We start from the raw sequence: 12,087 nt of genomic DNA on the forward strand, positions 1-12,087 counted from the left end.
CGGGCGCATCAGGCCGGCTCGCGCGCCACTCAAAGCCATCGAGGAAGAGAACGGAAAATGGCCAACCGGCTGGACTCAAAGGTGATCGTGGTCACCGGCGGAACGATGGGAATGGGCAGGGCCTTTGCGCTGAGGGCCGCCGCCGAGGGCGCGAAGGTGGTCGTCGGCGCGCGCGACAAGGAGCGCGGTGACGTCGTCGTCGACGAGATCAGGAGCGTCGGCGGCACGGCGGTGTTCGTGCCCACCGACGTCACCGTCGAAGACCAGGTCGCCGCCCTCGTCGAAACGGCGGTGACGGAGTTCGGCCGTCTCGACGGCGCGTTCAACAACGCCGGAGGCGGCAACGCGATGGGCAGGATCCGCGAGATCGACGAGGAGTTCTGGCGGCTCACGATCGACCGGAACCTCAGCAGCGTGTTCTTCAGTCTCAAGCACGAGATCCCCGCGATCGTGGCGTCGGGGGGCGGCGCCATCGTCAACAACGCGTCCACGGTCGGCGTCGTCGGCGACCCGAACGTCGCGGCCTACTCCGCCGCCAAACACGGGGTCATCGGCCTCACCCGGTCGGCCGCGCTGGATGCCGCGCGGGAGGGGGTGCGCGTCAACGCTCTGGTGACCGGGCTGGTGGACACCCCGCTCTGGCGCGAAGTCTCCCGCGACCCCGCGGTCGAGCAGTATTTCCTGGACCTGCAGCCGGGCGGGGACATCGGCAAGGAGGAGGACGTCGCCGCGTTCACCGCCTTCCTGCTCAGCGACGAGTCGAGGTACATCACCGGGGCCGCTCTCGCCATCGACGGCGGTGTGACTGCCAAGTAGCGCGGTCAGCCCTGGACGCGGTCGTAGCCGGCCCGTGCCGTACGGATGTGGTCGAGGTTGGCCTCGGTCCAGTCGGCCAGGTCCCGCACGATCGTGAGCAGGGTGCGCCCGACGCCGGTGAGGGCGTATTCCACCTGGGGCGGCACGGTGGGATGCACGGTGCGGCTGACCAGCCCGTCACGCTCCAGCCCGCGCAGGGTGACGGTCAGCATCCGCTGGGTGATCGGGCTGGCCAGGCGCCGCAGCTCGTTGAACCGCCGGGGGCCGTTGCCGAGCTCGCAGACGATGACGACCGTCCATTTGTCGCCGACCCGGTCCAGCACGCTGCGGACCAGCTCATAGGTGCAGGCCGGTGAATCGGCTTCGGCGACGTCCGTCATCGGGGCCTTCCCACGGGCGGGCAGATGGTCGTGGTCGGTGGTGCGCACCTGGGTGTAACGGGCCTCCGCCCGGGGCTGTTCCCTCTGCCCTGCTCAGGGCTTCGAGGGGGCGACGTGCGGAGGCTCCGCGTGTTCCCGCGTCAGCCGCTTGCGGAAGACCCAGTACGTCCACGCCTGGTAGGCGAGCACACCGGGCAGGGCGAAGGCGGCGAGCCACGTCAGGACGGTCAGCGTGTAGGGCGCCGACGCGGCCTCCTCGACCGTGAGGCCGGGCAGCGGGGAGGGCCACAGGGCGCCGAACAGGGCCGCGGTCGTCAGCGCGACCGCGCTCGCGGTGGCCGCGAACGCCCAGCCTTCCCTGCGCCGCCAGATCAGCGCGACCCCTGCCGCCAGCGCCGCCATGGCGCCCACCGCCGCCACCCACGACCAGGGGGAGGCGCTCAGGTCCGGTACGGCCAGGGCCGTGGAGCCGGGGATGGACGGCAGGGCCACCACGGCGAGGGGGATCGCCGCCGCCGACACGAGCATCGCGGCCCGCCTGGCCCTGGCGCGGACCGGCCCGGTCGTCTTGAGCGCGACGAACACCGCCCCGTGGAGGGTGGAGACCGACAACGACAACGCGCCGCCCACCACGGTCGCCATGGCGGTGCCGTACAGCATGTGACCGAAGATCGCGCCCCACAGGAAGGCGGGGAGGAGGCTGCCGATCACGATGCCGGCGTCGCACAGCGCCAACTCCCGCCCGGGGGACACCTTGCCGCGCCATTCGAGGCCGACGCCGCGCACGATGAGACCGGCGACCACCAGGAAGACGGGGAGGTAGAAGCCGCTGAGCATGTGGGCGTACCACACGGGGAAGGCGGCGAACATCGCGCCCACGGCGGTGATCAGCCAGACCTCGTTGCCGTCCCAGACAGGCCCGATCGTGGAGATGACCTGTTTGCGGTCGGCCTCGGAGCGCGACAGGAGGGGCATGAGCGCCCCCACGCCGAAGTCGAAGCCCTCCAGGACGAAATAGCCCGTCCAGAGGAACGCGATCGCTATGAACCAGAACGTCGTCAGCGTCATCTGAGCTCCTCAGTACATGAGGGTCGGCGTGAGCCGTACCTCGTCGGAGGGGGCCGGCTCCGCCTGGAGGGGTTCGGGGCCGGCTTTGACGTGGCGCACCAGGAGCACGGCCTCGGCCACGGCGAGCACGCCGTACAGCGCGGTGAAGCCGGCGAGGGTGATCGCCACCTGGGTCAGGCTCACCCCCGGCGACACGCTTGCTGCGGTCATGAGCTCGCCCTGCACGGTCCACGGCTGGCGGCCGATCTCGCTGAGCAGCCAGCCGGCGACGATCGCCAGGGTGGGCAGGGGGAGCGCGAGCACGCCGAGGCGGGCGAACCATCGCGGCGTCGGAGCGTCGCGGTTGCGCCGGCGGGTGAGCCACAATCCGAGCACCGACAACGCGACCGTCGCCATGCCGAAAACGATCATCACCCGGAATGACCAGAAGACCACCGGCAGGTTCGGCGTGTAGTCGGCGGGACCGAAGGCGGTCGTGTAGCGCCGTTGGATGTCGTCGACGCCCTGGATCCGCGCGTCCGGGTCGTGTGCGGCCAGGAGGCTGAGCAGGCGGGGCACCTCGACGCCGGGCACGACACTGAAGGAGGCGCCCGAGGTGTCGTGCCGCAGGCCCTCCGCGGCGGCCAGCTTCATCGGCTGCTGCTCGGCCAGGAGGCGGGCCGACTGGTCGCCGGTGCCGGCCACGACGACGCCGGCGAGCGCGGTCATGGCCAGAGCGCCGCGCAGGCTGGTCCGCCACATGCCCGCCGTGCCGTGGGAGCCCTCGCGCAGGATCCGGTAGCCGCTGACCGCGATGACGAAGCCTCCGGCCACGATGAAGGCGCCGGCGACCACGTGGGGCACCTGTGCGAGCGCCGTCGAGTTGGTGAGCACGGCCCACAGGTCGGTCATCCGGGCCCGGCCGTCGATCACCTGGTAGCCGACGGGGTGCTTCATCCATGCGTTGGCGGCGAGGATGAAGTACGCCGACAGGTTGGAGCCGATGACGGCGGCCCACAGGCAGGCCAGGTGCAGCCGCCGCGGCAGGCGGTCCCAGCCGAAGATCCACAGTCCGAGGAAGGTGGATTCGAGGAAGAACGCGAGCAGGGCCTCCATCGCCAGCGGAGCCCCGAAAACGTCGCCCACGAAGATCGAGTACTGGCTCCAGTTCATGCCGAACTGGAACTCCTGGACGATCCCGGTGACCACGCCCATCGCGAAGTTGATCAGGAAGAGCTTCCCGAAGAACTTGGTCAGCCGCAGGAGGTGGTCGGCCTCCCGCCCCTTGCGCGTACGGCGCAGCCAGGCCGTCTGCAGCCCGGCGACGAAGACGCCGAGCCCGATCGTCAGGGGTACGAACAGAAAGTGGTACACGGTGGTGACCCCGAACTGCCACCGTGCCAGGTCCAGTGCGTCCATGTTCCCCTCGCGGGTGCCCGAGCTCTACAAGCCGTAGTTCTACTTCAAGTAGTACTACAAGCCGTAGAGCAATTGGTCGGCGCGGGCCGGGGAGGATGTGCGATCTATGTCACAACGTCGCCAGGCCCGTGATATCAGGTGGTTTCACGAGCGAGGCGCGTCCCCCGGCACGCACATGACCATGGTGGGCGAGCCCGGCGGCACGGGGCATCCACCGCATGGTTGATCCCCCCGTACGCCCCGCGGGCGACGTGTGAACATCTGCGTAATCCCGGGAAGGGCAGGAGGCAGATGTTGCCGTTCTCCCCGCTCGTGGCGATTGTCTAGTGTGCTCGGCATCGGAGGTGGCCAGTGAAAGTCATCGGAAGCGCAGTGCTCGGAGCGGAACGCAAACGCGTCTGGGACGCCCTTCAGGACCCCGGCGTCCTGGTCCGGACCATCCCGGGCTGCGAACGTCTGGAGGAGACCGGCGAGGACGCCTACAAGATGACCGTCTCGGCGGGCGTCGCCTCCATCAAGGGCGTCTACCAGGGCGAGGTCACCCTCGCCGAGCAGCACGAGCCGGACAGCTTCGTGCTCAGGGCGCGCGGTCAGGGCGCCCCCGGCACGGTCGAGGCCACCGTCCTCGTACGGCTCAGCGAGGCCGAGGGCGGCACCCGCGTCGACTACGACGCCGAGGCCGTCGTCGGCGGCATGATCGGCGGTGTCGGTCAGCGCATGCTCGGCTCGGTCGCCAAGAGGACGGCCGGGGAGTTCTTCTCCGCCGTCGAGCGGCATCTGCTGTCCGGGCCTGCCCCCGCGGCTCCCGAGGCGGCTGCCGTACCCGAGGCGGCGGCCGTGCCCGTACTCCGTGCGGAGGAGGCCGGGCATGCTCCCCAGGTCTTCACCCGCCCCGCCCCCGAGCCGCAGCAGACGGGCACGCCCGCGTGGCCGCTGCTCGCGGCCTTCGGCATGGGCGCGGGCATCGCCCTGGGCAGCGCGGTGATCGGCTGGCTGCTCGGGCGTTCCCGGCGAGGTGGCAGGGTCTGACGACGTGAGGCACATTATTCGGCAGAGTGCGCCGGTTCGGTGCGCCGGATTCGATCGGTAAACACGGGAACATGGGAAGCGTCCGTATCGGGATCGACACCGGGGGCACGTTCACGGACGTCGTCCTGGTCGACGAGCAGACCGGTGAGATCGTCACGACCAAGACCCCTTCGACCCCTGCCAACCCCGCAGACGGGTTCATGGCAGGGGTGCACAAGGTGCTGGACAGGCACCAGGGCATCGACGACCTCGCCGAGGTGGCCGCGATCGTGCACGGCACGACCGTGGCCACCAACCAGCTTCTGGAGGACAGGCCCGACGGCACGTCCCACCTGGGGTTCGTCACCACCGAGGGCTTCGAGTTCATCTTGGAGATAGCCCGGCAGAGCGTGCCGGACAGCTACGGCAACTCCTACTTCTGGGTCAAGCCGTCCCGGATCGTCCCCGTCCAGCGGGTGAAGACCGTCGGCGGCCGGCTGGACCACCTCGGGCGGGAGGTCAGGCCGTTCGACGAGGAACAGGCGGCCGAGGTCGCGCGGTGGTTCCGCGACCGCGGGGTCACCGCGATCGGCGTCTGCTTCCTGCACTCCTACGCCAACCCCGGCCACGAGCGGCGCATGCGCGAGGTCATCGCGCGTGAGCACCCCGAGGCCGTGGTGTCGCTGTCGAGCGACGTCCTGCGCGAATACCGCGAGTACGAGCGGTCGGTCACCACGCTCGTCGACGCCGCCGTCAAGCCGATCATGCGCCGCTACATCGGCAGCCTGTCCGACCGGCTCGGCCGGTCGTTCTCGGTCATGAAGAGCAACGGAGGGGTGTTGTCGGCGGCGGAGGTCGTCCACCAGCCGATCACCACTGTGCTGTCCGGGCCCGCCGCGGGGGCGCTCGGCGCGGCCCTGATCGCCGGTACGGCAGGCCACCCGAGCGTCATCACCCTCGACGGCGGGGGCACCTCGACCGACGTGGCCGTCGTGGTCGACGGCGAGCCGTCCCAGACGACCGAGGGCAACATCGGCCGCTACCCCTGCAAGATCCCCATGATCGACATCGTGACGGTCGGCGCGGGAGGCGGCTCGATCGCGTGGATCTCCCCGGAGGGCACGCTGAAGGTCGGCCCCAAGTCCGCCGGCGCCGACCCCGGGCCGATCTGCTACGGCAAGGGCGGCACCGAGGTCACCGTGACCGACGCCCACGTGTTCCTCGGCCGGGTCCCCCCGCACCTGCTCGGCGGCGAGATCCCCCTCGACGCGTCAGCCGCGAAGGCGGGCATCGAGACCCTCGCGGGCAAGCTCGGCCTCACGCCCGAGAGGTGCGCGACCGGAATCCTCGAGATCAGCGCCTTCAACCAGTCCAACGCCATCCGTCAGATCACCGTGAAGCGCGGCCTCGACGTGCGCGACTTCCCGATGATCGCCTTCGGCGGCTCGGGACCGCTGCTGGCCTGCCGGCTGATCGACGTGCTCGGCCTGCGCGCGGCGATCATCCCGCCCAACCCCGGCAACGTGTCGGCCTTCGGGCTGCTCACCGTGGACGTGAAGAACGACTACGTGCGCACCCACGTCTCCCGGAACCCCTCGGCCGAGGTGCTGGAGCAGATCTTCGCCGAACTGGAGGACGAGGCCGCCGCCGCGCTCGACCGCGAAGGGTTCAGCGGCCACGTGTACGCCCGCAGCGCCGACCTGCGCTACTACGGCCAGGCCTATGAGGTGCGGGTGCCCGCCCCCGACGGCCGGATCGACGACGCCTGGCGGGCCGCCGTCGCCGACCGGTTCCACGAGGCCCACCACAAGCTCTACGGGTACGGCTACCGCGGCGACCCCCGCCACGCCGTCGAATGGGTCAACCTCCGCGTCTCCGGCATCGGGCCGATCATCCGCCCCGCCATCGCGCGCCTGCCGCACCAGGCCGACGAGCCCAGCCCGGTCGCGACCCGGGACGTGTTCTTCGAACGATGGAGCCGCACGGTGGTCTACCGCCGGGGCGATCTCGGTGCCGGTGCCGTCGTGACCGGCCCCGCGGTCATCGAGGAGTACGGCTCGACCATCCCGGTGCATCCGGGCTTCACGGCGACCGTGGACGAATACGGCAACCTCGTGGTGGTGAGCGACCGATGAGCCGGCCCGTGAACCGGAGCGAGCCTGACGCAGCGAACGAGGGAGTAGGACCCGTGACCACCGTGGACCCGATTCTCGTCGAGATCGTCGAAGGGACGCTCGCGTCGGTGGAGATGGAGGTCGAGACCTCCATCGCGCGCACGGCCCGCTCCCCGATGATCCGCGACGCGCACGACTTCCGCGCCGGCATCCATGACGTACGGCTGCGCAAGTTGACCGGAAGGTCCTATTCGGCGCTGGTGCAGCCGGTCGTCAGGGACTTCCCGATCGAGACCATGCGGCCGGGCGACGTGTTCTTCCACAACGACGTCTACCTGTCCGAGGGCGGCATCGGCCACCTGCCCGACCTGTGCGTCACCGTCCCGGTGTTCCACCAGGGGGAGGTCGTGGCGTTCGTCCAGGCGTTCGGCCACCACGACGACATCGGCGGCGCCGTACCGGGCTCGATGCCCTCGCACGCTCGCAGCGCCTTCGAGGAGGGCCTGATGGTCCCTCCGATCAAGTTGTGGGACCAGGGCGTGCCGAACAGGGCGGCCCTCACGATCATGACGCGCAACTCCCGCATGCCGGACTCGCTCGCCGGCGACCTCGACGCGGAGTGCTCGGCCTGCCTGATGGGCGCCCGCCGGCTGGGGGAGATCTTCGACCGGTACGGGCGGGAGGCCGTCGAGGCGTGCTTCGACGCGATCATCTCCAAGACGACCGAGACCTTCCGCCGCGAGCTCCTCGCCAAGATCCCCGAGGGGGTGCACGTCTGGGAGGACTACGCCGAGCACGACGGCGTCGACGAGCCCCGGCTGCACGCGCAGCGGATCACGCTGACCGTCGACCACTCGGCGGACGCGCCGCTGACGATCGACTTCACCGGCACGTCGCCCCAGGCCAAGGGCCCGATCAACCATGCGGGCGACTACGCGGACGGTGTCTTCCTCAAGAAGTGGCTGGCCCCGGTGCTGCGCAACCTGGCGGACACGCCCGAGCGCATGGCGGAGCTGGACGTCAACGAGGGCGTCGTCCCGCTGATCAAGATGGTGTTCCCCGAGAAGGGCACACTGCTGACGCCGATCTTCCCGGCGCCCACCAACGCCCGCACGTTCGTGATCCTTCGGTTGCTGGGGGTGCTGGCGGGCGTGCTCGCCAAGGCCACCGGCGGACGCATGCCGGCCGACCAGGAGACCATCCGCTATACCGGCGTCTACGGTGATTCCGACGAGGGTCCGTACCTGATGCGGGAGGTCCTCGGCGGCGGATCCGGCGGACGCTGGTACGCCGACGGCGAGGACACCATCCACGTCGTTCCCGACTCGCGCAACATCCCCGTCGAATTCGCCGAGGCCCGCTGGCCGTTCCGGGTCGAGCGGCTCGGCCTGGCCGTCGACAGCGGCGGCGCGGGGGAGTTCCGCGGCGGCCTCGGCTACGACAAGCACATCCGCATGCTGCGCGACGCGTCGTTCATGTCCATCGCCGACCGGTCGATCCTCGCCTGCTGGGGCGTGAACGGCGGCCAGGCCGGCCGCCCCTTCGTCGTCACCGTCGACGGGCAGGAGATGGACGGCCTCGTCGACGACTTCCCAGTGCAGGAAGGGCAGATCATCCGCGTCAGGACCACGGGAGGCGGCGGCTGGGGCTCGCCGTACGATCGGGAGCCCGCTCTGGTGGCCGTCGACGTCCGTGACGGCAAGGTCTCCCTGGAGGCCGCGCGTGACGAGTATGGCGTCGTGCTGTACGGCTCCCGCGACGACCTTCGTGTCGACGAGGAGGAGACCAGGCGGCTGCGGCAGGCCATGCGAGCACGGCCGCGGACGTTCTTCGACCGCGGGCCCGGTTACCCTCGCCTGTCCGGAGGCCGCCCCCACGCCGACGTCGACATCATGTGATTGGAGCCCGTGTCTTCGGCGGACGTCTTCAGGACCAGCCGCCCATGGCCGCTGCGGCCGATTTGGCGACCGTGCGCGGTGTGGCACGCAACTCCGCCTCCAGTTCGGCGAGCACACGGTGGGCGGTCGTCCTGATCCGGGCCCGGCGCTCGTGCAGTTCCTCGCCGAACGCCCGGGCGGTCGGCCCCACCCATACGGGATTGCCCGCGAACGTCGCGCAGGCCTGATCGAGCGCCGTCTCCAGGACGTGCAGGTGCTCGCGTACGGCCGTCAGCGCCGTCTGCAGGTCCTGATACCTCGGATTGGGCACCAGGTCGTCGTCGATGGGCAACGCGGGGCTCCTGCCGGGAGGGTGATTTCAGTGTCCGTACGGATACTCCGGTGGCGCGGCGGTTCTCGTTGAGATTATGTGGGCTGGTACCGATCACTGCCACGTGTGGAGGCGAAGACGATGCGGGAATCGCTGGGCCGAGGACGATCGTGTGGCGCATTCATGGCCGTGGTGGTCCTGGTGTCGCTGGTCCTCGCCGGTTGTGATTCCGATGACGGCCCCACCGCCGCCCAAGCCGGCCAGACCCTGAAGAGTGACATTCTGCAACTGCTGAAGGAACGCGACGCACGAGACGTGACTGTCACTGACCCCGGCGGCAAGGACATCCCCTGCGGAGACGGAAAGGCCAAGCAGACTTTTGCCGCCACAGGAACCGACGGTTCCCGCATGACTGAGCCGTACATTCTGCGTACAGCGATGTTGGGCGCATTGAGCCGTGTCGGCCATTATCAGACGGTCGGAACTTCGACGCCCGACTCGCCGATTCGTGTCGTGAACGAATCGACCGCGACGATTTTGACTCTTGATTCATCGGCCGCTGGGATCTACGCAGTTAGCGGCGAAACGCAGTGTCTCCGCTCGTCATGATTCCTCCGTCATTGAGATAGCGCTCTCCAGTTGCCGCCCGCGATCCTGCTGCCGCCGAAAGTATCCGAGAGCATTCTGACGGATTCGCCTAAACTAAATTGATCTTTCCCCATTCCGTTAGCTATGAGCCATTCGTCTACGGTGAACAGGTTGCCTGCGGTGGACTTCGAAATCTCTGGGAACGGAATCAGCCTGCCGTCCGCGTCGGCGATGGCTGTCGCCGATGGATTCAAGGCCTGATAGTCCCGAGGGGAGACTTTCGGGGTGGCACCCGCGTCCATCAGCAACTGGGCGATGACACGTCGGCGTCCGAAATCCTCCTGGAGGGTTATCTTGCTGAGCTTATCAGTATTAGTCTCCGGGTTCGGCTTGAATGTGTCGTAGGTGTCGTACCCTGTGGTCAATGCTGTCCACAGGGCTGCCCCCGTCATTCCTCCCGGTATGACGAAGCCGGCTAGTCCGAAGGCCACGCCCAAAGCCCAGTCTTGGCCGTCTTTTTCTCGCTCGGCAATTTCGTCCATGGCTTCGGCGTGTTCCGCGGCTGCGCCCAATTCCATTCCGCGTATGTTGCCCAGCGCGGAGAACGTGGCATCCAGCCGTTTAGGGTCCTCGCTTTCGAGCATGGTGGGTACGCCGACGTCGAGCACGCGCCGGGTGAGGTTTCCCATTCCAGTGTCGAACGGCAGCCGATGATCGGAGGTGTCGGCAAAAGTCCTGATGAACTTGTAGGTGTGCTCCGGGCTCAGCCGGAACATCGGCCTCAGTCCCGGAAGGCGAGACGCGACGGGTTCAAAGGCGCTTGGGAGGAACTGGTTGTCGTCGCCGAGGTTGGCTCCCTCGGTCATTTCGGTCGCGTAGGATCCAGCGATCTCGGCCAGATGCACTCGTGCCGGAGGCGCGAACTCGATGGCACCTGCGGCGATTATGAGGTTGAAGGTGAAACGCGCGGCCGCGTCGGAGTGGCGGCCGTCTGACTCGTCGTAGGCACCGGACGCCGACGCCAGCAATCGTCCGAACGCGTCGGACGCAGTGGGGTCCAATGCTGCTCGTCCGTCGAGGTTTCCGAGGATCGTGACGAGATCTGGCCGGCCGTCCGCCAGTGCGGGATTGGGCAACAGCATTTCGCTGAGCCTGTTCCTTGCTCGAGGACTGCCATGAGTGACCGCGCTGATTGCGAGACGCGCAGCGGACGGATCCCGGGCCAGAGCGTTGAGATAGGGGGCAAGAGACAGCCCCATGGTGGCATCGGCGGTTTCGAAGCGTCTGGGGGAAGTCCCTACAGCCAGGTCCTCACTTCCGAGCACTTGGGCGGCGACGACGTCGGCGAGCCATTCGGTGGGGAAACTTCCCGCCGACAACAGGTCTCCCAGTCCTTGCCTCTCAGAAGTTGCCAGCCGGTGTCTCATCGCATTGCGGATCGCCGCGAAATCCCCAGTCGTGTCTCCGGCGCTGACTGCTGTGCCGAATGCCTGGCTGATCACGTCGATGGCGGCCTTGTGGCGCTCTACCAGGGCCCGAAGGAGTACTTGTGGGAGTTCCAGCGTCTGTCGCAGGCCAAGCCCGGCGAAGAAGGCCGCTGCGAATTCGGAGTCGTGAACGTGGGCGGTGAGTGCGTCCACGATCTCCTGGTAGCTCTTATCGCCTGCCGGGACAATTCGAGACGCGTTTGAATATTTGAGCGCGAGTTCGGCGCCGAGGCGACGGGCTTCCGCGACGGGAAGAATCGACTTCTCCTCGTACGGCACGAGCCTGCCCGGGGCAGTGGGGTCCCAGGCGGGAAGCGACGAGATGCTCGTCGTCAGCCGGTGTCGCGTGCGCAACTCGGGAAGCTTGTCGTCGATCCATCTCTCGGCTTCGCCGATGGGGTCGAGAGACGCCGCTGAAACGCCGTTGGCGGCGAAGACGCGGCGGACGGCCTCTGTGCGCTCGCCGACGACCCCCCGGGCGTGCTCCATCTCGGTGATGAAGCGGCTCATCAGGGTGGGATCGATTCCCACGAAATCCGGCGAAAGCGGTCCGGTGCCCGACGGTTCTCCGCCCATATTGATCACCCCTTCGCGGCCAACGTAACGCGGTGCACAGGGGTGCGGACGGGCATCTTCCGCAAACCGTATGGCTTGTGCCAGGTGCCGTCTGGTGATTGGAGGTGACATCCCTGGGTAGCCGACTAGTGACAAAGCGAGGCAAGGGTGGTGAACCAGAAGATGGCGAACATCGTCGAGCGGATCAAGCAGTACCTCCGCGGCCCCGAAGGCAAGCGAATGACCGAGAAGGCCAAGTCGATGGCCCGCGACCCGCGCAACAAGGAGCGCATGCAGCGGTTCATGGATCGGTTGCGCGGGCACAAAACCCCGCGCTGACCCGGGCGTGTGACGACGGCGCCCGCGAACATGAGGTCACCTGGCGGCGGGAGGCGCCTCCCGGTGGATTACGGACCGGACCACCTGGCAGGCTTGCGGTGAAACCGGATCTATCTCATGGAGCTG

Annotated in this window: 11 protein-coding genes; 6 read left to right on the top strand and 5 right to left on the bottom strand. The window is 68.4% G+C overall.

Annotated features, from left to right (window positions below; all coding sequences use genetic code 11):
- The first annotated feature begins 57 nt into the window (after positions 1-57).
- On the top strand, positions 58-816 hold the full coding sequence (locus tag Pth03_RS14705; protein ID WP_203944799.1) for an SDR family NAD(P)-dependent oxidoreductase: 759 nt from the start codon (positions 58-60) through the stop codon (positions 814-816).
- 5 nt (positions 817-821) lie between these two features.
- Here the strand turns inward: Pth03_RS14705 and Pth03_RS14710 are convergent, their stop codons facing one another.
- The 3 genes from Pth03_RS14710 to Pth03_RS14720 form a co-directional block, all read right to left on the bottom strand.
- Positions 822-1,196 carry a winged helix-turn-helix transcriptional regulator gene (locus Pth03_RS14710; protein ID WP_203944800.1) on the bottom strand — a complete coding sequence of 125 codons (375 nt, stop codon included), beginning with the start codon at positions 1,194-1,196 and terminating at the stop codon, positions 822-824.
- A 93-nt stretch (positions 1,197-1,289) separates the two neighbouring features.
- The gene (gene cydB, locus Pth03_RS14715) at positions 1,290-2,264 is read right to left on the bottom strand and encodes a cytochrome d ubiquinol oxidase subunit II (protein WP_203944801.1); all 975 of its coding nucleotides are present in this window, start codon (positions 2,262-2,264) and stop codon (positions 1,290-1,292) included.
- Between the two features lie 9 nt (positions 2,265-2,273).
- Entirely contained in the window at positions 2,274-3,662 is a 1,389-nt protein-coding gene (locus tag Pth03_RS14720; protein WP_203944802.1) for a cytochrome ubiquinol oxidase subunit I, read from the bottom strand.
- A gap of 351 nt (positions 3,663-4,013) precedes the next feature.
- Between Pth03_RS14720 and Pth03_RS14725 the strand changes: the two genes are divergently transcribed.
- The 3 genes from Pth03_RS14725 to Pth03_RS14735 all read left to right on the top strand — a co-directional run bounded on the left by Pth03_RS14725 (position 4,014) and on the right by Pth03_RS14735 (position 8,682).
- A complete protein-coding gene (locus tag Pth03_RS14725) occupies positions 4,014-4,691 on the top strand; it encodes an SRPBCC family protein (protein ID WP_203944803.1) in 678 nt (225 codons plus the stop codon).
- Positions 4,692-4,762: 71 nt separating this feature from the next.
- Positions 4,763-6,805 carry a hydantoinase/oxoprolinase family protein gene (locus Pth03_RS14730; protein WP_203944804.1) on the top strand — a complete coding sequence of 681 codons (2,043 nt, stop codon included), beginning with the start codon at positions 4,763-4,765 and terminating at the stop codon, positions 6,803-6,805.
- A 53-nt stretch (positions 6,806-6,858) separates the two neighbouring features.
- Positions 6,859-8,682 carry a hydantoinase B/oxoprolinase family protein gene (locus Pth03_RS14735; protein WP_239119038.1) on the top strand — a complete coding sequence of 608 codons (1,824 nt, stop codon included), beginning with the start codon at positions 6,859-6,861 and terminating at the stop codon, positions 8,680-8,682.
- 28 nt (positions 8,683-8,710) lie between these two features.
- Here the strand turns inward: Pth03_RS14735 and Pth03_RS14740 are convergent, their stop codons facing one another.
- The gene (locus Pth03_RS14740; protein WP_203944806.1) at positions 8,711-9,013 is read right to left on the bottom strand and encodes a hypothetical protein; all 303 of its coding nucleotides are present in this window, start codon (positions 9,011-9,013) and stop codon (positions 8,711-8,713) included.
- Between the two features lie 162 nt (positions 9,014-9,175).
- On the opposite strand from Pth03_RS14740, the gene Pth03_RS14745 reads away from it, so the two are divergent.
- Positions 9,176-9,601, top strand: a complete 426-nt coding sequence (locus tag Pth03_RS14745) for a hypothetical protein (protein ID WP_203944807.1) — start codon at positions 9,176-9,178, stop codon at positions 9,599-9,601.
- An 8-nt stretch (positions 9,602-9,609) separates the two neighbouring features.
- On the opposite strand, the gene Pth03_RS14750 is transcribed toward Pth03_RS14745, so the two are convergent.
- The gene (locus tag Pth03_RS14750; RefSeq protein ID WP_203944808.1) at positions 9,610-11,643 is read right to left on the bottom strand and encodes a hypothetical protein; all 2,034 of its coding nucleotides are present in this window, start codon (positions 11,641-11,643) and stop codon (positions 9,610-9,612) included.
- Between the two features lie 162 nt (positions 11,644-11,805).
- Between Pth03_RS14750 and Pth03_RS14755 the strand changes: the two genes are divergently transcribed.
- Positions 11,806-11,961 (top strand): hypothetical protein, encoded by a 156-nt coding sequence (locus Pth03_RS14755; RefSeq protein ID WP_203944809.1) that lies wholly within the window; start codon positions 11,806-11,808, stop codon positions 11,959-11,961.
- Positions 11,962-12,087: the final 126 nt, after the last annotated feature.

The organism is Planotetraspora thailandica, assembly GCF_016863335.1.
GTDB lineage: Bacteria > Actinomycetota > Actinomycetes > Streptosporangiales > Streptosporangiaceae > Planotetraspora > Planotetraspora thailandica.